This window comes from Nocardia sp. NPDC004573 (assembly GCF_053602135.1).
The window spans coordinates 61567-84133 of the sequence record NZ_JBSGDA010000018.1 but is presented as its reverse complement, the minus strand read 5'-3'; the positions used below and the strand labels follow the sequence as shown (position 1 = coordinate 84133).

General features: G+C 70.8%; 18 protein-coding genes. 10 read left to right on the top strand and 8 right to left on the bottom strand.

Annotated elements, in window-relative coordinates; all coding sequences use genetic code 11:
- The first annotated feature begins 90 nt into the window (after positions 1–90).
- From ACWEKR_RS25175 to ACWEKR_RS25155, 5 genes are all read left to right on the top strand, one after another.
- Positions 91–579, top strand: a complete 489-nt coding sequence (locus ACWEKR_RS25175; RefSeq protein WP_452356613.1) for a universal stress protein — start codon at positions 91–93, stop codon at positions 577–579.
- Positions 580–632: 53 nt separating this feature from the next.
- A complete protein-coding gene (locus ACWEKR_RS25170) occupies positions 633–1727 on the top strand; it encodes an isochorismate synthase (RefSeq protein ID WP_452356555.1) in 1095 nt (364 codons plus the stop codon).
- A 147-nt stretch (positions 1728–1874) separates the two neighbouring features.
- Entirely contained in the window at positions 1875–2045 is a 171-nt protein-coding gene (locus ACWEKR_RS25165) for a DUF2613 domain-containing protein (protein WP_195084410.1), read from the top strand.
- Positions 2026–6387, top strand: coding sequence for an alpha-(1->3)-arabinofuranosyltransferase (locus ACWEKR_RS25160; protein ID WP_452356554.1), 4362 nt, complete (start codon positions 2026–2028; stop codon positions 6385–6387). The genes ACWEKR_RS25165 and ACWEKR_RS25160 overlap by 20 nt, the downstream gene beginning before the upstream one ends.
- 118 nt (positions 6388–6505) lie before the next feature.
- Positions 6506–7006: a DinB family protein gene (locus tag ACWEKR_RS25155; RefSeq protein WP_195084412.1), complete on the top strand. Its 501-nt coding sequence runs from the start codon at positions 6506–6508 to the stop codon at positions 7004–7006.
- Positions 7007–7022: 16 nt separating this feature from the next.
- Here ACWEKR_RS25155 and ACWEKR_RS25150 read toward each other — a convergent pair whose 3' ends face one another.
- A complete protein-coding gene (locus ACWEKR_RS25150) occupies positions 7023–8207 on the bottom strand; it encodes an acyltransferase family protein (protein ID WP_452356553.1) in 1185 nt (394 codons plus the stop codon).
- 203 nt (positions 8208–8410) lie between these two features.
- Here ACWEKR_RS25150 and ACWEKR_RS25145 point away from each other — a divergent pair, with 203 nt between their 5' ends.
- The gene (locus ACWEKR_RS25145) at positions 8411–9571 is read left to right on the top strand and encodes a DUF3068 domain-containing protein (protein ID WP_195084414.1); all 1161 of its coding nucleotides are present in this window, start codon (positions 8411–8413) and stop codon (positions 9569–9571) included.
- Between the two features lie 65 nt (positions 9572–9636).
- On the opposite strand, the gene ACWEKR_RS25140 is transcribed toward ACWEKR_RS25145, so the two are convergent.
- Entirely contained in the window at positions 9637–9792 is a 156-nt protein-coding gene (locus ACWEKR_RS25140; protein ID WP_452356552.1) for a hypothetical protein, read from the bottom strand.
- Positions 9793–9987: 195 nt separating this feature from the next.
- On the bottom strand, positions 9988–11160 hold the full coding sequence (locus tag ACWEKR_RS25135) for a polysaccharide biosynthesis protein (RefSeq protein ID WP_452356612.1): 1173 nt from the start codon (positions 11158–11160) through the stop codon (positions 9988–9990).
- Positions 11161–11728: 568 nt separating this feature from the next.
- On the opposite strand from ACWEKR_RS25135, the gene ACWEKR_RS25130 reads away from it, so the two are divergent.
- Positions 11729–13888: a hypothetical protein gene (locus tag ACWEKR_RS25130; RefSeq protein WP_452356551.1), complete on the top strand. Its 2160-nt coding sequence runs from the start codon at positions 11729–11731 to the stop codon at positions 13886–13888.
- A gap of 275 nt (positions 13889–14163) precedes the next feature.
- On the opposite strand, the gene ACWEKR_RS25125 is transcribed toward ACWEKR_RS25130, so the two are convergent.
- Positions 14164–15336 carry a glycosyltransferase family 4 protein gene (locus tag ACWEKR_RS25125; protein WP_452356550.1) on the bottom strand — a complete coding sequence of 391 codons (1173 nt, stop codon included), beginning with the start codon at positions 15334–15336 and terminating at the stop codon, positions 14164–14166.
- A 115-nt stretch (positions 15337–15451) separates the two neighbouring features.
- Between ACWEKR_RS25125 and ACWEKR_RS25120 the strand changes: the two genes are divergently transcribed.
- Positions 15452–16237, top strand: a complete 786-nt coding sequence (locus ACWEKR_RS25120) for a class I SAM-dependent methyltransferase (RefSeq protein ID WP_324198071.1) — start codon at positions 15452–15454, stop codon at positions 16235–16237.
- Here the strand turns inward: ACWEKR_RS25120 and ACWEKR_RS25115 are convergent.
- Positions 16234–16545 carry a hypothetical protein gene (locus ACWEKR_RS25115; RefSeq protein ID WP_159846304.1) on the bottom strand — a complete coding sequence of 104 codons (312 nt, stop codon included), beginning with the start codon at positions 16543–16545 and terminating at the stop codon, positions 16234–16236. The genes ACWEKR_RS25120 and ACWEKR_RS25115 overlap by 4 nt on opposite strands.
- A gap of 209 nt (positions 16546–16754) precedes the next feature.
- On the opposite strand from ACWEKR_RS25115, the gene ACWEKR_RS25110 reads away from it, so the two are divergent.
- On the top strand, positions 16755–18200 hold the full coding sequence (locus tag ACWEKR_RS25110; protein WP_452356549.1) for an aldehyde dehydrogenase: 1446 nt from the start codon (positions 16755–16757) through the stop codon (positions 18198–18200).
- Here ACWEKR_RS25110 and ACWEKR_RS25105 read toward each other — a convergent pair whose 3' ends face one another.
- Together ACWEKR_RS25105 and ACWEKR_RS25100 are read right to left on the bottom strand one after the other, a co-directional pair.
- Positions 18201–18404: a hypothetical protein gene (locus ACWEKR_RS25105; protein WP_159846310.1), complete on the bottom strand. Its 204-nt coding sequence runs from the start codon at positions 18402–18404 to the stop codon at positions 18201–18203. It lies immediately after the preceding gene.
- A gap of 333 nt (positions 18405–18737) precedes the next feature.
- Positions 18738–19694: a GlxA family transcriptional regulator gene (locus ACWEKR_RS25100; protein WP_452356611.1), complete on the bottom strand. Its 957-nt coding sequence runs from the start codon at positions 19692–19694 to the stop codon at positions 18738–18740.
- Between the two features lie 109 nt (positions 19695–19803).
- Here ACWEKR_RS25100 and ACWEKR_RS25095 point away from each other — a divergent pair, with 109 nt between their 5' ends.
- Positions 19804–20556 carry a phosphohydrolase gene (locus tag ACWEKR_RS25095; RefSeq protein ID WP_452356548.1) on the top strand — a complete coding sequence of 251 codons (753 nt, stop codon included), beginning with the start codon at positions 19804–19806 and terminating at the stop codon, positions 20554–20556.
- Between the two features lie 113 nt (positions 20557–20669).
- Here the strand turns inward: ACWEKR_RS25095 and ACWEKR_RS25090 are convergent, their stop codons facing one another.
- Entirely contained in the window at positions 20670–22502 is a 1833-nt protein-coding gene (locus tag ACWEKR_RS25090) for a phosphoenolpyruvate carboxykinase (GTP) (RefSeq protein ID WP_452356547.1), read from the bottom strand.
- Positions 22503–22567 lie beyond the last annotated feature (65 nt).

The following is a 22567-nucleotide window of genomic DNA, read 5'->3' as shown; positions in this document are numbered from 1 at the left end:
CGCAGGTCATACCGAGGAAAACGGCGGTTCGCCCGGGTCTGCGCGGGGTAATCTCGAGGTATCGCCGTGCGTCCTTCTCAGGAGGTCATCGTGCCCTGCGATCTGATGCTCATCGCCTACGACGGCTCCGAGAACGCCAAGCGCGCCATCATCTACGCCGGTCGGTTCCTCAGCGCCGACCGAGCCGTCGTGCTGACCGCCTGGGAGCCCATGGTGCGGCAAGCCGCTCGCCTGTCCGGGCTGTCGGGTGTCATGCAACCGGAGTGGGTGCCGGACGACGAGCTCGAGGACATCGCCTACGTCGACGCGCGCGCCACCAATGCCGAGGGCGTGCGGCTGGCCGAACTGGCGGGCCTGAACGCCGAGGCGCGCACCGCCGAATGCACCACGACCATCTGGAACGCCATCATCGACTGCGCCGACGAACTGGACGTCGACATCATCGTGGCGGGCACCCGCGGCGCGACCGGCATCCGCGCGCTGCTGCACAGCAGCGTCGCCGACGCCGTCCTCAAGCACTGCCACCGTCCCGTCCTGCTCGTCCCGCCCTGCAAGGAATCCTCGAATCGCGCACCGTGAGATGTAAATCGCTCCATCGCCTCGGGGCGTCGCACCGGGGCTAGGTTGGGGTCATGGATGGGTTCCTGCTAGCTCGGGCCGACGGGGTTGTTCGGGGTCATGGGAGCCGAGCCTGCTTCGATGACGTGCGCTCGGCGCAGGCAGCGTTGCGCGAGGGCCGCGCGCCGCTGGTGGTCGGGGCGCTGCCCTTCGACCCCCGCGAGCCCGCCGCGCTGAGCGTGCCGGAGCGCGCGGTGCACACCGCGGGTCCATGGCGGCCCGCCGCACTGCCCGATCTGCCCGCGGTGCGGGTGGTGACCGAGATCCCCAGCCCCGCCGAGCACGTGGCGCGGGTGACGAAACTGGTCGAGCAGCTGAACGATCCCGCGCAACCGCTGCGCAAGGTGGTCGCGGCGCGATCGGTGCTGGCCGAGGCGCAGGCCGCGCTCGATCCGGAAGTCGTCGCGGGGCACCTGCTGACCAGACATCCGCACGCGAACGTCTTCGCGGTCGACCTCACTCCGGCCGGGCGCCCCGGCGCGACGCTGGTGGGCGCGACGCCCGAAGTGCTGATCGCCCGGCAGGGCGGCCTGGTGACGCTGCGCCCGCTGGCGGGCACCGCGCCGCGGCGCGCCGACCCGGACGCCGACGCCGCGCAGGCCCGCGAATTGCTGGCCAGCGCCAAGAATCGCGAGGAGCACGCGTTCGTCATCGACTGGATCCGGGAGCGGCTCGGAGCGGTCTGCGCCGAGCTGTCGATCCCGCAGAGCCCGGAACTGGTCAGCACGCACGAGGTGTGGCACCTGGCGACGCCGATCACCGGACGCCTGCGCGACACCGCGATCACCGCGCTCGACCTGGCGCTGCTGCTGCACCCCACGCCCGCGGTCTGCGGCACGCCCACCGAACTGGCCCTGGACACCATCACGCGGATCGAGGACAACCGCGGGTTCTACGGGGGCGCCGTCGGCTGGTGCGACGCGGAGGGCGACGGCGCCTGGGTGGTCGCCATCCGGTGCGCGGAACTCTCGGCCGACGGCCGGACGGCGCGCGCGTACGCGGGCGGCGGCATCGTCGCTGCCTCCGACCCGCAGGCGGAACTCGACGAGACCACCGCGAAACTGCGCACCCTGCTCGGCGCGCTGCACTGCGCTCTGCCCACCCCCTGACGCGTCCGGTTCCGCCCGTTTCCGCGGCGTCGCCGCGTGCCGCAGCGGCGATCCGGAGGAGAATCCGCGGCCTGAACGCATACAAATACCGGACGTCCTGCTAGGTTGGCCGGGAACGTGCCTGCATCGACGTATTGGAGTGCCGCGATGAAGTTTGCTGTCCCGGGTGTTGCGAGTGCTGTCGCGGGCGCCGCGCTGGGCGTGCTCAGCGTCTTCCTCATCACCCTCGCGGTTCAGCAGAACTCGCGGCCGGAGATCGATCGCAGCGGCGACAAGGACTCCTCGCTGCTGAACAACGTTGAGTACGGCAGCCGCTGACCCGCTGACCTCCGCTTCACCCGCCGACTCGCTCGGATCGTCCGCGGCGCCGGGGCAGCACAGCACCGCGCCGCTGGGCAGACGTTGGTTCGCCGCGACCGTCGTCGTGGCGTTCCTGCTCACCTTCGTGCAGGCGCCCGGCCTCACGGTCGCCGACACCAAATACGACCTGGCGCAGAATCCGCTCGGCTTCCTCGAACGCGCGAGCCATCTGTGGAGCAGCCAGGCGCCGATGGGCCAGGTGCAGAACCAGGCCTACGGCTATTTCTTCCCGCACGGCGCGTTCTTCTCACTCGGCCATCTGCTGGGCGTGCCCGCCTGGATGACGCAACGGATCTGGTGGGCACTGCTGCTGCTCGCCGGATTCTGGGGAATCGTCCGCCTGTGCGAGACGCTGGGCATCGGCACGCGGGGGTCGCGCGTCGTCGCCGCGCTCGCGTTCGCCCTGTCGCCGCGGGTCCTGACCACCGTCGGGTCGATCTCCTCGGAGACGCTGCCGATGATGCTGGCGCCGTGGGTGCTGCTCGCGCCCGCCGCGCTCGGCGTCGCCGGGCACGCCCGGCGGCGGGGCGGAGCCGCCTCGCCCGCCGGCAGCGCGCTGGCACTCGCCCTGATGGGCTCGGTCAACGCGGTCGCGACGGTGGCCGCCTTCCTGCCCGCGCTGCTGTGGTGGGGCTCCTATCGGCCGAACCGCAGGTGGTGGCGCTTCACCGCGGCCTGGATTCCGCTGCTGGCGCTGGCCACGTTCTGGTGGGCGGTGCCGCTGCTGCTGCTCGGCAAGGTGAGTCCGCCGTTCCTGGACTACATCGAGTCGTCGGGAGTGACCACGCAGTGGGCCTCGCTCGGCGAGGTGCTGCGCGGCACCGACAGCTGGACGCCGTTCGTCTCGCCGGAACGCATCGCGGGCGCTGTGCTGGTGACCCAGCCCGCCGCGGTGCTCGCGACCGGGCTGGTGGCGGCGGCGGGCATGGCGGGCCTGGCCCTGCGATCCATGCCGTACCGGGGCAGGCTCGTGTTGATCCTGTGCGTCGGGCTGGTCGGAATCTGCGCCGGATTCGTCGGTGAGCTGGGCGGGCCGTTCGCGGAGTCGGTGCGCGTCTTCCTGGACTCCGGCGGCGCCCCGCTGCGCAACGTGCACAAGCTGGAGCCGCTGATCCGCATCCCGCTCGTGCTGGGGCTGGCGCAGCTGCTCGCCCGGGTTCCGCTGCCCGCCTCCGTGCCGTGGAAGGTCTGGCGCGGCGCGTTCGCGCACCCGGAGCGCGACCGCGCGGTCGCCGTCGCGGCGCTGATCCTGACCGCGCTGGCCCTGTCCACCTCGCTGGCCTGGACCGGCAAGCTCGCGCCGCGCGGCGCCTACGACCGGGTGCCCGAGTACTGGCAGCAGACCGCGGAGTGGCTGAAGGACAACGCCGCCGATACGCGCGCCCTGGTCGTGCCGGGCGCGCCGTTCGGCAGTCAGGTCTGGGGACTCACTCGCGACGAACCGCTGCAAGCGTTGGCCGCGACGCCGTGGGCGATCCGTGACGCGGTGCCGCTGAATCCGCCCGGCACCATTCGCGCGATGGACTCGGTGCAGCGGCTCATCGCCGACGGCAGACCGTCGGCGGGGCTGGCCGCGACGCTGAACGCACAGGGCATCGGCGTCGTCGTCCTGCGCAATGACCTCGATCCGGAGACCTCGCGCTCGACCCGGCCGATGCTGGCCCACCAGGCGCTCGACGGATCGCCCGGCCTGCGCAAGGTGGCCGAGTTCGGCAACCCGATCGAATCGGTGGTGATCGCCGACGACCTGGTCGCCGACGGTGACCTGCGCCCGCCGTATCGGGCGGTGGAGATCTACCGGGTCGACGCGCCGGGGCGGGGAACGCCCGCCGAGGTGCGCGCGGGCACCGGCGCGCCGAAGGCGTTCCCGGGCGCGTACACCGTCCCGCTCGGCGAAGTACCGGTGGTGCAGGGCGGACCCGAGGTGCTGGAGCGGATGCGCCGCGATTCCGGCCCGGCCCGCATGCCCGCGCTGCTCGCCGCCGACGCGACCAGGGCCGGGCTGCCGCTCGGTCCGGTGACCGTCACGGACACGCCGATGGATCGAGAGGCCGATTTCGGCCGGGTGGACAACCACAACTCGGCTTTGCGTGCCCCCGACGACGCTCGCCGCACCTTCAACCTGGTGCCCGACTATCCGGTGCCCGGCGCCGAACTCGTGCGCGGCGAATGGTCGGGCGCCACGATCACCGCGTCGAGTTCGGCCGCGGACGCCACCCAGCTCGGCGGCTCCGCGCCGGGCAGTTCGACCGCGGCCGTCGTGGACGGTGATCCGGCCACCGCGTGGATCAGCAACGGCACCGAGCACGCCCTCGGGCAGTGGCTGCGGCTCGATCTCGACCGCCCGATCCGAGCCGGGCAGCTGAACCTGACCCCGAGTTCGGCCGCCATCGGCGACCCGGTCAAATGGATCGAGGTGCGCACCGCGAACGGCACCGTCTCGGTCCGGGTATCCGAACCCGGTGCGCCGGTGTCGGTCTCGCTTCCCGCCGGCCGCACGGAATGGCTGACCATCACCGCCATTCGCACCGAGAATGGTTCCGGCGGGGGGCAATTCGGTATCAGCGAACTCGCGCTGGACGACTACTCGATACGTAACGCGCCGGTCCGGGTCGACATCCGCCACCGCACCGTGGTGCCCTCCGCTCCGACGGCCGCACAGGTGCGCGGCTGGGATCTCGGTCAGGAATTCCCCGGCCGCAGTGCCTGTTTCGACGCGCCCGACCGGGTGCGTTGCAGCAAAGGCCTCGCCTTGGCGCCGGAGGAGCCCGGAACGTACCAGCGCACGCTGACCGTCCCGGAACCGATGTCGGTAGTCCCCGAACTGACTGTCCGCACCAGACCGGGCCCGGCCCTGGAGGCGCTGCTCACCGACCACGCCCGGCCGGTGGCGCGCGGCAAGGCCGACGTCGGCGATTTGCGGGGGGCCGCTTTCGCCGCGACCGACGGCGATCCCCGCACGAGCTGGACCGCGCCGGAGGATTCGGTCCGCGAACCGACCGGCGGCAGGCCGACACTGACCCTCGAGCTGCCCGAACCCACCCTGGTGACCGGCCTCGAGCTGACCCCCTCCCTCGGCGGCCTGCCCGCGGCGCCCACCTCGGTGACGGTGAACCTGGGTGACGGTCCGCAGGTACGGGAGCTGGACGACGACGGACCGGGCACACCCACCCGGATCTCTCTGTATCCCACCGTGACCGACCGCATCGAACTCAGCATGCGAACGTGGCGGCCGGTGCTGGACAAGACCGCGCTCGGCTTCGTGCAGACCCAGCCGCCCGGCCTGGCGGAAGTGACGGTGCTGGGGCCGGACTATCCCGCGGCGGCTCCGCTGGACCGCGAGCTCACCGTCCCCTGCGAGCTGGGGCCGACGATCGACGCGGGCGGGCGGACACTGCGCACCACGGTCACCGCCACCGTCGGCGAATTGCGCTCCGGCGCACCCGTTCCCGCCCGGGTCTGCGCCGACGACCCGACCGGGGCGCCGGGCGAGCTCGCGTTGCCGCAGGGCCGGGCCGACGTGGCGGTCGGGCCGACCGATCTGTTCTTCGTCGATCGGCTGCGGTTGCCGCGGAGCGGGGCGGAAGCCGATGCCGCACCGGGTGCGGACTCGGAGACCCGGCTGCTCGTGCTGCCGTTGAGCACCAACGTCGGGTGGCGCGCGACCAGCGCGGACGGGCAGGTTCTCGACCCCGTGGTGGTCGACGGCTGGCAGCAAGGCTGGCTGCTGCCCGCCGATGCCACCGGTCCGGTGACGATCGCCTTCCCGGTCGACCGGTGGTACCGCGTCGCCATCTTCGGCGGCCTCCTGCTGCTCCTGCCGCTCATGGTCCTGGCCATCCCACGTCGCACGCGGCCGGATGCCGCCCGGGCCGAGCCGGACGGAGCCGAGCCGGAGAGATCCACCGACCGGCCTGAGGCGAGCGCGGCAGTGCCCGGCACCTGGGGCAGGCGCTGGATGGGCGCGGTGGGACTCACCGGGGCGGCCACCTTGATCGCTGGTCCGGTGGGCGCCGCCGGCACGGTGATGGCGTTGGCCGCAACCCGATTCACGCCGTATGTCACCGCCCGTGTGCTCGTCGTCGTGGCGGGGGTGGGCACCACCCTCTCCGCCGCCGCCCTGTCCAAAGGCCCTTGGCGCTCGCCCGAGGGCTATATGGGTGGATCCGTGCTGGTGCAGTTGCCCGCTCTGCTCGCGATCATCGCGGTGGGCATCGCGGCGCTGCCCTGGTCGAAACGCGCCGATCGGCCCGGAGTGAGCCGGTCCGACGACTTCGAATCCGGGACGCACGAGCACTGACCGCCCGCGCCGCACACCGGCCTGGCAGCCCCGGCCCACGTGATGCGTGGCGTCGGCGCCCGATCGGACGCGCATTCGCCGTGCACCGCAAGAGCACTCGTTGCTAACGTGACCCCGCGTGAACACCTGTGCCGAATGCGGTTTCGTCTACGACTTGGCTTCGGCGGCCGATGTGCCGTCGCTGGCGCGGGAGCACGCAGTGGAATACGCCGACCTGCTCGGCGCCGACAGCGCCAAGTTGCGCGAGCGCGGCAAGCCCGATGTGTGGTCGCCGCTGGAGTACGCCTGCCATGTGCGGGACGTGCTGCTGGCGCAACGCGAGCGGGTGCTGGCCGCGCGCCGTTCGGACAACCCGCTCGCCACGGCGATGGGCCGCGACGAGCGCGTCGAGCACGACGGGTACGCCGAGCAGAACCCCGCGGACGTCGCACGTCAGATCCGCGATGCCGCCCTGTTGTTCGCCAACGTGCTCGAGCGCCTCGGCGACGACGACTGGGAGCGGACCCTCGGCTTCCCCTACCCCGAACCCGCGGATCGTTCCCTGCGCTGGCTCGCGGTGCACACCCTGCACGAACTGCGCCACCACCTGCTGGACATCCACCGGCAGCTCGACGGCTGAGCTCGCGGCTCGCCGATCAGGGCGCGGGCTCGTGCTCTGCGCTTCGCCGCACCCGGTCCCGGCGACGGACCCAGCGCCGTACCGGCTCCTCCACCAGGGCGTAACTTGCGGCCGCGACCGGCAGCGTGATGGCGATCGTGAGGACCAGGACATAGCCGAAGTCCCCTTGGAACGGCAGTAGGCCGAAGACCGGGAACACGATCGACAGCACCGCGAGGTGCCAGATGAAGATCCCGTAGGACCAGCGTCCGAGGGTCGCGGCCACCGGCGACTCCAGCCAGCGGTGCCCCCGAGCCGCCGGGTCCCGCAGCACCAGCGGCGCGAGCAACGCGAATCCGATGATCGCGCCCAGACCCATCTTCACCACGTACTGCCAGGGTTCGGCCCGGGTCAACCCGGCGGGACCGGCCAGATCGGTCGCGGCGAGCAGGAAAGCCGCCACCGCGACGCTCCACATCAGTGGCTGATTCGCGCCGACTTTCCACCAGCGTGATAGCCGGACGCTATGTTCGGCGAGCTCCGCGAGGATCATGCCCCCGGCGAACCAGGGCAGATAGCCGGGCAGCCAGTTGTCGGCGTGGATCGCGTCAGGAGTCGGCACCGGAATCAAGTTCCAGCCGAGGCTGAGCAGAGCGACGAAAAGCAGCACCGGCACTCGCCACCGCGCCGCTGTCCCGCGCAGGCGCACCAGCGCGAAGGCCAGCACGGGCAAGACCAGATAGAAGGCGACCTCCACCGCGAGACTCCACATCTGGGTGAGGCCGTCGGTGAGCGTCAGGGGCACGTATATCTGCCACAGCGCCAGGTTCGACACCCACACCCGCAGACCCGCGGTCCCGGACGCACCGGGCAGCAGCACCAGGACCGCGCACACCACGACCCAGTACGCGGGCAGGATGCGCGCGGCACGATGACGCAGGTAGTAGCCGACCGGCGGGGCGGTGTCGAGCCCGCGCGCGGCCGCGGCGTGCGGACGCCACAGCAGGAATCCGGACAGCGCGAAGAACACGGCGACCGCCATGTCGAACCGGCCCCACACCCGGCCGATGACCGGCGTGCCCGCGGCGCCGGTCTGGAACGCGACGTGGGTGAGCAGCACGCCGAGCGCCGCCATGCCGCGCATGCCTTCCAAGGCCGGCACGAAGGCGCGCGGGCGCACCCGTTCGGTCACGGGGGCGGCGGTGGGCAGGGTCGCTGTCATCGGGCTCCAGTCTGCCTTGCCGAATCCACAGTTGATAACCCGACGTTTCAGATTTCGCGCTAGACTCGGGCGATTTCTCGGCCGTTTCGGCCTCGACGGCGCATAGTACGACATCGGACTGTTAGTGTCGGGGCTCACGAGTGCCGCGGCCTGCCCGCAGTACTCGACGGAGCGACCTGTGTTCTACGACGAGGAGAGTTTGCATGGCACTGAGTGCCGGTACCAGAAGGACGGTGGCCTGCCTGCTCGTGGGTCTCGGCGCGTTGTTGATCGTCGCCGCAATCATGATCCCGACCTACACCGTCGACAAGCTGGCGAAAACTCCCCTCGACCTGGAGATCACCACGATCGCCACGAACCAGCAGGGTGAGGACAGCCTGGTGCTCGACGCCAAGTCGCTCACCGCTCCGGAGGGATCGGCGAAGGTCGACACCAACGTCCCGCTGGTCTCGCAGCGCTTCCTCACCGTCGAGGATCCGGCCGACGCCGAACAGATGACGGTGCAGGCGGGCCAGACGCTGCGGCGCATCGACAAGCAGGGCGACACCGGCCTGCTCACCGCGACCATCGACCGCGTGACCATCGACCGGGTGACCGGCGAGCCGGTCGCCAAGGAGCCGAACGGCTCCATCGCGGTGACCACGAACCCGCAGGGTGAGAGCATCGCCGAGCCGGTGCAGCACACCGGTCTGCAGTACCGGTTCCCGATCGGCACCGAGAAGAAGACCTACCCGTACTTCGATCTCAACGTGCGCAAGACCTACGACGCAAACTTCATCGAAGAGACCGAGATCAACAACACCAAGGTCTACCACTTCCAGATGTCGGTGCCCGCCACCAGCCTGTGGGACGTCGTCCAGGCGCCGACCAACCGGCTGAGCCTGCCCGCCGCCAAGTGGGGCGTGGAGGGCGGCGAAGCCCCGGTGACCATGACCCGCTACTACACCAACACCCGTGACCTGTGGGTGGAACCGCAGACGGGCACGGTCGTCAAGGGCGGCGAGGCGCTGCACCTCTACTACTCGCGCACCGCGGACAAGCCGGAGGTCACCGCACTGAAGTCGCACCTCGTGTTCGACGAGAACACGGTCGAGTCGCAGCTCGCGGTGGCCAAGGAGAACATCGACAAGCTGTCGCTGTACGGTCGGGTGCTGCCGATCATCCTCGGTGTTCTCGGCGTGATCGCGCTGATCGTGGGCGTGGTCCTCGGCATCCGCGGCGGCTCGGCTCCGACGCCGGCTCGGACGGGTGGCGCTCCCGGTCGGCGTCCGAGCGGCGCGGCTCCCGCCGCTCCTGCCCCGCGCGTCAACCGCGGTGCCGACGACGCGCCGACCGAACAGATCCGGATCAACAAAGAACCCTGATCGACCGCACCTGACTTCGGCTCCCCCGCCTTCCGGCGGGGGAGCCGACTTCGTTTCCGGGTCCGCTACTGTTCGGCGAGCGGATGCCGCGGCTGATGCAGCAGCATCGTGCCCGCGCCCGGCACGCGCAGGTCCACGCAGCGGCCGAAGCCCCGCTCGGCGACCTCGCCCTCGAACCGCGCGCCACGTGCTCGGCCATCGTTCGATCCAGGTCGTCGCACATGAGCGAGATCTCGTGACGCGGCGTCCTTCGGTGGGGTGCACGCCCAGTTCGCTCGGGCCGGTCGCGAACAACAGCCAGCCGTCGTGGGCGTCGAGGTTCGGCCGGCGTAGGACATCGCGGAAGAACGCCCGCGCCGCGTCCGGATCGTCCGCGTGGACCACGGTGATCATGGAACGTCGTAGGCGGCGCCGGGTCAGCCGACCGGGCGCAGCGGTTCCGGCCGCGTCGTGTGGGAGGCCGCGCGCAGGACGATCACGGCGACCACCACCGTGGTGGTGGCCGCGACCGACACGGCCGTGGTGATCAGCGCGGGAATCGAGCGGGCCAGCGACAACATCAGGGTGACCTCGACGGCCAGCCCCAGCCAGGCGACCAGCGCGAGTGAGGTGCGGTCGACGGCGATCGCCGAGAGCACCGCGCCTTGCAGCACGGCCAGCAGCGCGCCGTGCAGCGCGAACAGCCACAGCAGGCCCTGGATCGGGGCATAGTCCTCGCCCGCCAACAGCGGCGCGAGCGGCGCGGCGAGCGCGGCTCCGAGCACCGCGATGAGGCCGATTCCGCTGAGCACCGCCAGCGCCGACCGGATCGCGCCGGCGGAGTGCGCGGGTTGCGCCATCCGCGGGTAGAGCACCACACCGACCGCCTGCGGCAGCCAGAAGGCGATCTTGGTAGCGATCGTGCCGAGGGCGTACCGGCTGGCGTCCACGTCGTCGAGCACGATCCGGACCACGATCAGGTCCGCCGACGACAGCGCCATCATGGCCGCCTGCACCTGAGCGGCCCGCAGTACCGGCAGTACGCCGGGGGCCGCGGCGACCTCGCCCGGCTCGACGGCGCGGGCGCGCGTGGACGGCGCACCGGCAACGATCCTGGCCAGCAGCGCCGCCGCCGCGATCCCACCCGCCGCCGCCCACAAGGCGAGCGTCGCGCCGCCGCCCAGCGCGAGGAGCACCAGCGCGGGCGTTACCCGGGCGATCCCGGCGAGGCCGAGCACCGTGCCCAACGCCCGGAACCGCTTGCCGCCCTGCAACACCCCCTGTTCACCGGACAACAACACCAGCGCGGGCGCCGCGCCCAGCGCCGCCGCGGTGGCGGCCACCCCGACGTTCAGCGTGACGGCGACCAGGGGCACCAGCACCGCGGCCACCAGGGCGACGATCACGGCGCAGCGCCACTGGAGCCCGCGCAGCGCCGCCGTTCCCGCGCCGCGCACGAGTTCCCTGGCCACCACGTTCTGCAACGCCAGCGCGGGCACCGCGCACAACAGCTGGACCGCGAGCAGACTCGCGAACTCGCTGTAGCCGGTGACCCCCAGCCAGCGCCCGGCCAGCAGCTGCAACAGATACCCGGCGACGTTCGCGGTCATCGCACCGGCCGTCACCCACGTCAGATCCGCCACCACAGGAAACCGACGGACAGCAGACACGCGCTCATCGTCCCACCCACAGCGGCCGTCGCGCGCTCCGCCCCGCCGCAGCCACAGGTGACCGCCACTCATCGGCACCCCTCCAACGAACCGAACCGCGCACCCCCGCGCGGTGCCCGCTCACTACTCACGCGGCAGCTCTCTGTGCCAGACGGCGCCGCACCGAACTGCCGGGCCGAGCGCGTCTCCATACGATCCACACCGGGTGCACCTCAGACGGGATACGCTTGCGACGGGACCGCTCACACGCCGCCGCAGGGCGAAGCGCGTGCTCACCCGACATCCCGCGCGCCGAACCACTCCCACATCACACGCCGCCGCACACTCGCCCGGCCGCCATGCACGCCGGCGCACATCACCGGATCGGTCTCGTCCTATCGAGGCGAAATACGCACCAAGACCGGGAAGGCGCTGCACCGCGTGGGTGGGACACCGATACCGAGCCAGGAGACATCGCCGGGCCCGCTGGCTCGGCGGTGGCCAGGATCGGGACGTACAGTGCTCAGGCGTGAGTGGGAGCGGGCGACACCGGGCGGTGACTGCGGGATACAGCGCGGCCGGAGCGCTGCTGGTGACCGCGCCCCTGCTGGCGCCGGGCTACCTGCTGCTGCGCGACGCGGTGAGCACGCCGCGCAGTTATCCGACCGACTCGGCGCTCGGCCTCGGCGACGCCGCGCCGCGAGCGGTGCCGCAGGACGCGCTGCTGGCCGTGCTGTCGGCGTTCATCGACGGCGGGTTGCTGATCAAAGCGATTCTCGTCGTCGCGCTGTGGGCCGCGGCGTATGGAGCGGCGACGCTCGCGCGGGAACTGCTGCGTGCGTCGCTCGGCCCGCAACTGGTCGCCGCGACGGTCGCGTTGTGGAATCCGTACGTGGCCGAGCGGGTGCTGCAGGGGCACTGGAGCTTGCTGGCCGGCTACGCCGCGCTGCCGTGGACGGCACTGGCCGCGCACCACCTCCGAACGACGGCCACCGTGCAGCGACGCCGACGGCTGCTGTCGAACACACCGGCGAAACACCCGAACGACCTTCTCGAACCGTCCGAACCGCGGGAAGCCGACCACTGCGAGCACGCCTCACCGATCGGCAGCACCGAAATTCCCGAGCAGCCCGCACCGGCCGACCGAGCCGGATCACCGCTGGGTGTTCCCGCTTCGCCGGACCGCATCGGCGAAGTTGACGCGGCCCACACCGCCGAGTCCCGCAGAACCGGAACACCGCTGGAAACGCCTGGTTCCTCGGGCGCTCCCGACGACGACGCACCGGCCGATCCGACCGGCCCTTCCCGCTCCGCGCCGATCAGTGCGGCGGCCAGAGGAGGTCCGGATCGCCCCAGCGTCACAGCGGCACAGCGCGAGCCCATCCGGACCGCGTCCGCCTGGGCGGCCCTCGCCGGATCGCTGGCCGCGGCCGGGCTCACTCCGACCGGGGCGCTGCTGGCGGGTGCGACCGCGTTCGCCTTGGTACAGCGGCGACAACTACCCGGGACGCTCGTCGTCTGGCTCGCCGCCTCGGCGCCATGGCTGGCCGCGACCGTGCTGTCGGGCGCAGGTGCGGAACCATCCGATCCAGCGGGCATCGCGGCCTTCGCCGCACGGGCCGAACCCGGCCTGGGCACGCTGGGCAGCCTGGCCGGTCTCGGCGGGATCTGGAACGCCGAGGCGGTCCCTGATTCGCGCACCACACCGCTGGCCGCGATCGGCACGGTGGCGCTGCTGGCGATCGTGGCGCTGGGTCTGCGGTCCGTGGCCACTGGTGGCGCCGATCCGGACAATCGGCACGTTCGCCGCGCGCTGCTGCTGCTCGCCGCCGGCGCGATCCTGCTTCCCGCGCTCGGCGCGACGGCGGGAGGCATGGCAGTCATGGAGTGGCTGGTCGCTCACGTGCCCGGCGCGGGCCTGCTGCGGGACACCCAGAAGTACGTGGCCCTGGCTATGCCCGCCTACGCCCTGTGTGCGGCCGCTGGATGTGCGGTGACGGCACGGCGTCTCTCGTCGGTATACCGAAGCGCCTCGGCGCAGCGGCGCACGACAGCGCACCCCGCCGGGGCTTCCACGGCCGCGGTGGTATTCATCGCGCTTCTGGTTTTGCCGTTGTACGACCTCGCCTGGGGCGTCGGTGGAGCGGTTCGCCCGGTGCGCTACCCCGCCGGTTGGCAGCGGGTCGCCGAACGGATCGATGGCCCGGGCGACATCGCGGTGCTGCCCGGCGGGATGTTCCGGAAGTTCCGCTACAGCGGCGCAGCCCCCGTTCTCGACCCCGCGCCGCGCATGCTGCCCAACGACGTTCTGCAGACCGGCGAGTTGCCTGTGCGTGGACGCACGGTGTCCGGCGAGGGCGCCCGCGCGAGGGAAGTGGAAACGCTGCTGCTCGGGGGTGGTTCCGCCACGGAGTTGGCCCGTCTCGCAGTGGGCTGGGTCCTCGTCGAACGCACCACTCCCGGGCCGCTCGGGGAATCCGCCTCGGCTCTCGGCCGACTGGAGCGCGTCTACGAGGACGCCGATTTCGCGCTGTATCGCGTGCCCGGTGTGGCGGAGCGCGCCCGGCCGACCACCACAGACCGCTCGGTCGCCGCCGCGGCCCACTTACTGTGGGGAACCTTGCTCGTCGCGGGCCCACTCACCGCCCTCGGCACACGAGCCCGATTCCAGCGGAGACCGCGGAACTGACGAACCTCGACGGCGCGCGCTGTCACGCACTCCGCAGCGCGTCCAGCCTGCGCCGCGTCGCCTCCAGCGCCTTCTGCTGCGCGGCGAGCCGCGCGGCGATGCGGTCGAGTTCGTCGCTCACGGGCCACTTCCTCGCCGAGGACGGCATCACCGAACTCCGCGAGGTCCTCGGCGTCCTGCGCACTGTGCCCCACGCGGGGCAGGCCGCTTCGGCGTGCAGATGCCGGCTACCGCGCCGAGAGGAAGACGTCTTGTCCGACGCGGGCGGCAACGGCTCAGCAGACCGTCCGCGGCACGATCAACCCGCTCTTGTGCTCGCCTCGGGCCGCCGCGGCCAGCACTTCGTACACACCGTTCCCGGTCTGCTCCCAGGAGAACTCCCGGGCGCGGGCGCGCGCCTTCTCACCCATGACCGTGCGGGCGCCGGGATCGTCCAGTAGATCGCCGACGGCATCGGCCAGCTGGGCGACGTCGTCGACCAGGATTCCGGTGGCGCCGTCGACGATGGAATCGGTGAGGCCGCGCGAGCTCCGGTAACCGACCGTCGGCACGCCGTGCTGGGCGGCCTCGATCACCGCGAGCCCCCACCCCTCTTTCCGGGAAGGCAGCACATGCACCCACGCGCGGGCCAGGAGTTCGTGCTTACGGCGCTCGTCCACGTGCCCGTGGAAGGTGACGGCGTCGGCGATGCCGAGTGCGCGGGCGTTGTCCCGCAGGTTGTCCGCCCACCAGCCGTCGCCGATCACGTCGAGGCGCAGCCCCGGTACGCGGTCGCGCAGCCGGGCAACGGCCGCGAGCGCGTCCTCGATCTGCTTGTGCGGCACCAGACGGGACAGAACCACGACAGTGGGTGCGGCATTGCGGGTTTCCGCCGCGCCGGTGGGAGCGTCGACTGGAACAGGTTCAGCACCGTTGCGCACCACCGCGATTCGCGAACGGTCCACACCGAGCGTGGCCAACTCCTCCGCCGAAGGCAGCGAAACGGTCAGGTATTGATTACGGCGATGCACGCGGGGTGACAGCCGCGACTCGATCCACCAGCCGATACGGCCGACCAGTCGGCCCGCCACCGGCCACTGCTCCCGGTGGCCGTGGTGCACCAGCACCACCGACGGCGCCGCGGTGACGGCGGTGGCGAAGAACGGGATGCCGTTCTGGGTGTCGATCACCGCGTCCGGCCGCACGCCGCGCAACGGACCGAGGCCGATCCTGCCGAGCAGCAGCGCGGCGAGCGCTCGCGGATACACCGTGTAGCGACCGCCCGCTCTGCTGATATCGATGCCGCCGACGTGTTCCCGCCGCGGCGCTCCCGGGTAGCCTGCGGTGCGCAGGGTGACCTTGACCCCGCGTGCCGCGAGCTGCGCGCCGACCTGCTCGAGGTACCGCTCGCTGCCGCCGCCCTGCGGGTGCCCGGTGTCACGCCAGCAGAGCAGGAGGACTTCGCGCACGGTGGAGCTTCTCTCGGTCAGTAGGTCCCGGTGGGAACGCCGGATGTCGCGCTACACCCTAACCCGAGCACCCGCCCGAGATACCCGGCATCGGGGTTGTGCGAAACTCGGCGCCGTGCTCGAAGCCGAAAAGACGCCGACGCGCAGCAGTTCGCTCCGGTTCGCCCGCCGGGCGACCCTGCGCCGGTCGCTGCGGCTGCTCGGCAGTTTCCGGTTCGAGCAGACCGACCCGGCGCTGTTCTACGGAGGTCTGGCCGCCGACAGCGTGGCGATGATCGGCGACTTCTACGCCGACCTCACCGGCCGGTCACTGCACGGGGCGACGATCCTGGACGTGGGTGGCGGGCCGGGCTACTTCGCGGACGAGTTCGCCCGCACGGGCGCGCGCTACATCCCGGTCGAGCCCGACCCCACGGAGATGCACGCCGCGGGCCTCTCGGTCGCGGGCGCGGTCCGCGGGTCCGGGATGGCGCTGCCGTTCCGCGACGACGCGGTGGATATCTGTTTCTCGTCGAACGTCGCCGAGCACGTCTCGAAGCCGTGGCTGATGGCCGACGAGATGGTGCGGGTGACCAGGCCCGGCGGGTTGGTCGTGCTGTCCTACACGGTGTGGCACGGCCCGTTCGGCGGGCACGAGACCGGGCCGTGGCACTACCTGGGTGGCGAGTACGCCGCGCGCCGGTATCGGCGCAAGCACGGACGTGAACCCAAGAACAGGTTCGGCACGTCGCTGTTCGCGGTGCGGGCCGCGGACGGGTTGCGCTGGGCGGCAGGCACTCCGGCGGAGGTGCACACGGTGTTTCCGCGCTACCACCCCCGCTGGGCGTGGTGGTTGGTCCGGGTGCCGATGGTGCGCGAGTTACTTGTCAGCAATCTGGTTGTGGTGGCAACCAAAAGTTAGCGGAGGTAAGGCTCCAGCCATCCGCGGCGCCAGTGCCGCTTCCCGCACGGAGCATGCACAGGCTCGCTCCACGGCGATTCGCGCATCGCCAGCCCGACGGTCTCGAGCGTGGTGAGGCCGACCAGGTCGGCCAGCATTCCGACGGCGGCGACCGCCTCCGCGGCCTGCATAGCCGCCGTCGCCTGCTCGATCGTCAGGGTGCGGCCGGGTAGGAAGGAGACCACCCACCCGCCGCTGCCGACACTTTTAGCCTGATGCTCGGTTTGATCACTTGTCATCAGCGACCGGCCGATCACTTGCACCGCCATGACTCGGACTCCCCAGTTTGCGGTAACGATTCGGTAATGGAGCGAGCTGATATGTCGCTACAGCATCCCCCTTCCAGCAACAGAACGCAATAGTGCGTTCTGCGAAAAGCGAACCGAGAGGTCGGGATTCACACCGGTCAGCGCCTCGGCGGTGAGCAAAACTGAAACATGTTACAGACAGAAGCGGGGCAAAACTGTAACGTGTTCTCATGCATTACGACAGCTTGTTCATCGGCGGCCGCTGGACCGCGCCAGCCACCGCCGAGCGCATCCAGGTCATCTCGCCGGCCACGGTCGAGCCGGTGGGCAGCGTCCCAGCGGTGAGCCGGGCCGACGTCGACGCCGCGGTCGCCGCGGCCAGGCACGCCTTCGACCACGGCCCGTGGCCCGCCACACCGCCGAAGGAGCGCGCCGCAGTGCTCACCCGCGCGGCGCGGCTGATCGAACAGCGCTCCGCGGACCTGCTCGCCGCGCTGACCGCCGAGGTCGGCGCGCCGCAGATGATCGCGATGACCCTGAATCAGCTCCCCGCCGTCGCCGCCCTGGACGCCTACGCGGCCCTGGCGGAGTCCTTCCCCTGGCAGGAGACCAGGGTGGGCGGATTCGGCACCACGCGCGTCACGCGCGAGCCGCGCGGCGTCGTCGCGGCGGTCACCGCGTGGAACGTTCCGCTGTTTCTCGCGGTCAACAAGCTCGCGCCCGCCCTGCTGGCCGGCTGCACCGTGGTCCTGAAGCCCGCCCCGTTGACGCCCATCACGGCCAATCTGGTGGCCGAGATCTTCACCGAGGCCGGAGTGCCCGAAGGCGTGCTGTCGGTGCTGCCCGCCGAGCCCGACGCGGCCGAATACCTCGTCTCGCACCCCGGCGTGGACAAGGTGACCTTCACCGGAAGCACCGCGGTCGGCCGGAAGATCGGCGCCATCGCGACCGGTCAGCTCAAGAGCGTCTCGCTGGAACTCGGCGGCAAGTCGGCGGCGATCCTGTTGCCCGACATGGACGTGGCGGCAGGCATCCCGGTGCTCGCCTTCTCCGGCCTGATGAACAGTGGGCAGGGCTGCGTCGCGCAGACCCGCATCCTCGCGCCGCGCGGCCGGTACGACGAGATCCTCGACGCACTGGTCGAACACGTGAAGACGATGAAGGTGGGCGACCCGAACGACCCCAGCGTGCAGCTGGGCCCGCTGATCTCCGAACGCCAGCGCGACCGGGTGGAGGGCTACATCGCCAAGGGCAAGGCCGAAGGCGCGCGCCTCGTGCTCGGCGGCGGCCGCCCGGAGGGTCTGGACCGGGGCTGGTTCGTCGAGCCGACGATCTTCGCCGACGTGGACAACAAGTCGACCATCGCCCAGGAGGAGATCTTCGGGCCGGTGCTGTCGGTGATCCCGTACGAGACCGAGGAGGAGGCCGTCGCCATCGCGAACGACTCGGTCTACGGCCTCGCGGGCTCGGTGTGGACGACCGACATCGAGCACGGCGCCGAGATCGCGGCGCGGGTGCGCACCGGTACCTACGCGATCAATTGGTATGCCTTCGATCCGACTTCGCCGTTCGGCGGCTACAAGGCCTCCGGGCTCGGACGCGAGAACGGCCCGGAGGGTCTCGATTCGTTCTGTGAGCAGAAGTCGCTGCTCATGCCGCTCGGCTGGACCGGGTGATCAGTCCGGTGGCATGACGACCCGCAGCAGCGGCGCACGGTTGCCGTAACGCCGGGGTGGCGCCTCGACGATCTCGACGCGCCACCCCGGCGGCAGCACTGCCCGCAGCCGCCCCGCGACCCGGCGCAGCGGGGTGCTCGCGGTCGCGAACTCGAATTCGGCCACCGTGGGGGCAAGGGACGTCGCCGTCTCCAGATCGGCCATGCTCCATCCACCTCTCGCGTCGATCTCGCCGTGCGCCGCGGCATCGCGGGTCCGATGTCGGTAGGGAAGTAGTTCAGTCGATCAGTTAACCGTCAGTAATCCGACTGGGTGATGCGGAAGGAAGAACACGCCAAGCATAAGTTACGAATACACGAAATCTCTCAACAAGATCATTACCCCTTCCCACACCCGGCTAAACCCCTTCATCCGTACGAGTTTCGCCGACAAGCGGCCGACGCCACGACGGCCCCGCACCGGGCGGACCGCCGATCACTGCTGCGGTTCGGCGGAATGAGCGCTCAGGCAACGGCATTCGTGGTCACGGCGGCGAACTCACCCGCCCACTGATCGGCGATAGGCGGCGGGGGTGGCGCCCGTCGCCGCACGCAGGTGCACCCGCAACGCGGTGACGCTGCCGAACCCGGCCTTGGCCGCGACGACTTCCACTGGCAAACGTGTGGTTTCCAGAAGTTCCCTGGCCCGAGCGGTGCGCTGAGCGTCCAGCCAGCGCCGCGGCGTAGTGCCCACCTCCGCCTTGAAGCGGCGGATGAAGGTGCGCTCACTCAGCAACGCGTGCGCGGCCAACGCGGAAACGTCCACCGCCGCAGCGGGTTCGGCGACCGCCCAGGCCAGAGTCGCGGCGAGACCCCCGTCGGTGGCACGCGCGGCCGGTCCATCGGGGACGTACTGCGCCTGGCCGCCCTCCCGGTGCGGCGCGGTGACATTCCACCTCGCCAGCTCCGCCGCCGCGTGCGCGCCCAGCTCCCGGCGCACGATGTGCAGGCACAGATCGAGGCCCGCCGACAACCCGGCCGAAGTCAGTACGTCACCGTCGTCCACGTACAGCGCGGTAGGGTCCAGCCGCACCGCCGGATACCGCTCGGCGAACTCGCCGCAGTAGGCCCAGTGCGTCGTCGCCGGTCGTCCGTCCAAGAGTCCGGCCTCGGCCAGAACGAACGCACCGACGCAGATGCTCACCATGGTCGCGCCGCGCCCGGCCGCGCTCCGCAACGCGGTCAACGCCCGCGGCGGCGTCGGCAGCGTCGGAATGCCGATTCCGGGCACGACGACCACATCCGCGTCCGCCAGCGCCTCCAGTCCGTGCTCGACCCGCAGGTCGAAGCCGTTGGGCGTCCACACCGGCCCCGGCCGCACCCCGCACGTCCGCATCTCGAACCCGGACGGCTCCCCGGTCTTCCCTGGCCCGTGCCGGAACGCCTGCACAGCGCAGGCCAGGTCGAAGGTCATCACCCCGTCGAGCGCGAGCGCCACCACTTGCTTCATCACCAGCAGTTTGGCACGAATCCGAGTATTACTGTCATTTCCGCCACTCGTCGCGGGCCTCGCCGCACACTTGACTCCAAGGGCATACCGAGCGACCCGAGAGAAGGAGGACATCGTGGCCGCACCGACGGGTCTCGACTGGGCATGGGCCACCCGTACCGGGGGCGCGCTGTCGAAGGAGCAACGCCGCCGACTCGCCGTCGCGATCGCCCGTACGTTGCCCGCCATGGCGCCGAACCGGGTCCGGATCGCGCTGGGCAGGCGCGGCCGCGGAAAGCTGGAGTTCGCCGGTCTGCGGCTACCCGATTCGAAACTCGCCGTCGCGGCGGAAACCGAGGCGCGGGAGTCGCTGTCTCCGCATGTCCTGCACCATTCGTTGCGGACCTACTACTTCGGGCGGGTCCTCGCCGAGCTCGACGGCGCACTTTACGACGACGAACTCGTCTACGTCTCCTGCCTGCTGCACGACCTGCAACTCGAAAGCCCGACAACCGGAAGGTGTTTCGCGGTGGTCGGCGGCGAACGGGCGGCCGCGATCGCACGGGATGCGGGCGCCCCGCCGGAACGGGCCGACGCGATCGGCGCGGCGATCGCCGCGCACATCACGCCCGGCGTCGCCGACGATCTCGGCGATCCCGGCGGCTTCGTCTCCGCGGGAGCGTCCGTGGACGTGCTCGGGACGCGGCTCGCGGAGCTGGACCGGGATTGGGTCACCGAACTGCTGCGGCGGCACCCGCGCCTGGACTTCGAGCGGCGCGTGATCGCGGCGTTCCGGGCGGAAGCGAAGGCCATGCCGGAAGGCCGGATCCATTGGCTCAACCGAGCGGGCTTCCTGACCATGATCCGGCTGTCACCGTTCCACGAATAACGCGGTCGCTGCACCGGATTCCCCGGCAGTGCGCGCAAAACGTCTGTCGCGCAGAACAAAACGCCCGCACCATCTGCCAGATGGTGCGGGCGAATGCTACTTTGGGTGGAGTGTCAGCCCAGACGCTGCTTGAGCGCCTCGAACTCGTCACGCACGCCGGAAGGCAGCTTGTCTCCGACGAACTCGAACCACTCTTCGATGAGCGGGATCTCCTTGCGCCACTCCTCGGCGTTCACGGCGAGCGCCTCGTCGACGTCCTTGGCGTCGACATCCAGCCCGTCCAGGTCGAGCTGCGCGGCGGTCGGCACGTTGCCGATCGCGGTCGCCTCGGCCTGCGCGGAACCCTCGATACGGCCGACGATCCACTCCAGCACGCGGGAGTTCTCGCCGAAGCCCGGCCACAGGAAGCGGCCGTCGTCACCGCGCCGGAACCAGTTGACGTAGAAGATCTTGGGCAGCTTGGCGGCATCGGCGTTCTTGCCGACATTGATCCAGTGGCCCAGGTAGTCACCGACGTGGTAGCCCAGGAACGGCAGCATGGCCATCGGGTCGCGGCGGACGGTGCCGACCTTGCCCTCGGCGGCCGCGGTCTGCTCGGAGGACAGCGTGGCGCCCATGAACACGCCGTGCTGCCAGTCGAAGGACTCGGTGACCAGCGGGACGGTGGTCTTGCGGCGGCCGCCGAACAGGATCGCCGAGATCGGCACGCCCTGCGGGTCGTCCCACTCGGGCGCCAGGATCGGGCACTGCGCCATCGGCGTGCAGTAGCGGGAGTTCGGGTGGGCGGCCAGCGTCTCGGTCTCCCGGAGGTACCAGTCGTTGCCCTTCCAGTCGATCAGGTGGTCGGGCTCGCCTTCCAGGCCCTCCCACCAGACATCGCCGTTGTCGGTCAGCGCGACGTTGGTGTAGACGGTGTTGCCCGCCTCCATGGTGGCCATGGCGTTCGGGTTCGAGCTGCGGTTGGTGCCCGGCGCGACGCCGAAGAAGCCGAACTCGGGGTTCACCGCGTAGAGGCGGCCGTCCTTGCCGAAACGCATCCAGGCGATGTCGTCGCCCAGGGTCTCCGCGCGCCAGCCCGGCACGGTCGGCTGGATCATCGCGAGGTTGGTCTTGCCGCAGGCGCTCGGGAACGCGGCGGCGATGTAGTACGCCTTGTTCTCCGGGGAGATCAGCTTGAGGATCAGCATGTGCTCGGCCAGCCAGCCCTCGTCGTGGGCCATCGCCGAGGCGATCCGCAGCGAGTAACACTTCTTGCCGAGCAGCGCGTTGCCGCCGTAGCCGGAGCCGTAGCTCCAGATCTCCCGGTCCTCGGGGAAGTGGGTGATGTACTTGGTGTCGTTGCACGGCCACGGCACGTCGGCCTGACCCTCCGCCAGCGGCGCGCCCACGGAGTGCAGCGCCTTCACGAACGGACGGTCGGCGCCCAGCTTCTCCAGAGCGGCGGCGCCCATACGGGTCATCACGCGCATCGACACCACGACGTACTCGGAGTCGGTGATCTCGACGCCGAGCTTCGGGTCGTCGGCGCCCAGCGGGCCCATGCAGAACGGCACCACGTACATGGTGCGGCCCTTCATCGAGCCGCGGTACAGCTCGGTCATCGTGGCGCGCATCTCGGCCGGGTCGACCCAGTTGTTGGTCGGGCCCGCGTCGGCCTCGGTCTTGGAGCAGATGAAGGTGCGGGACTCCACCCGCGCCACGTCGGAAGGATCGGAGAGAGCGAGGAAGGAGTTCGGCTTCTTCTTCTCATCCAGGCGCTTGAACGTCCCCGCTGCCACGAGCTGCTCGGTCAGCCGCTCCCACTCTTCGTCGGAGCCGTCCGCCCACACCACTCGATCCGGCTGGGTGAGTTCGGCGACTTCTTGTACCCAGGCGAGTAGTTCGCTGTGCTCGGTCGGCGCCTTGCCGTCGGATCCACGAAGACCAGGAATGGTCGCTGACGTCATGAAAACTCTCCTGAGATGGGCGGCTACTCGCTGCTTCGCCGCCTGGCCCTAGGCCCATGACCAGC

Bases quoted from the DNA above. Each gene is read 5' to 3' on its own strand.
- ACWEKR_RS25170 (WP_452356555.1), top strand. From the start codon at position 633: ATGGATGGGTTCCTGCTAGCTCGGGCCGACGGGGTTGTTCGGGGTCAT.
- ACWEKR_RS25165 (WP_195084410.1), top strand. From the start codon at position 1,875: ATGAAGTTTGCTGTCCCGGGTGTTGCGAGTGCTGTCGCGGGCGCCGCG.
- ACWEKR_RS25150 (WP_452356553.1), bottom strand. From the start codon at position 8,207: ATGACAGCGACCCTGCCCACCGCCGCCCCCGTGACCGAACGGGTGCGC.
- ACWEKR_RS25145 (WP_195084414.1), top strand. From the start codon at position 8,411: ATGGCACTGAGTGCCGGTACCAGAAGGACGGTGGCCTGCCTGCTCGTG.
- ACWEKR_RS25135 (WP_452356612.1), bottom strand. From the start codon at position 11,160: ATGACCGCGAACGTCGCCGGGTATCTGTTGCAGCTGCTGGCCGGGCGC.
- ACWEKR_RS25115 (WP_159846304.1), bottom strand. From the start codon at position 16,545: ATGGCGGTGCAAGTGATCGGCCGGTCGCTGATGACAAGTGATCAAACC.
- ACWEKR_RS25110 (WP_452356549.1), top strand. From the start codon at position 16,755: ATGCATTACGACAGCTTGTTCATCGGCGGCCGCTGGACCGCGCCAGCC.
- ACWEKR_RS25105 (WP_159846310.1), bottom strand. From the start codon at position 18,404: ATGGCCGATCTGGAGACGGCGACGTCCCTTGCCCCCACGGTGGCCGAA.
- ACWEKR_RS25090 (WP_452356547.1), bottom strand. From the start codon at position 22,502: ATGACGTCAGCGACCATTCCTGGTCTTCGTGGATCCGACGGCAAGGCG.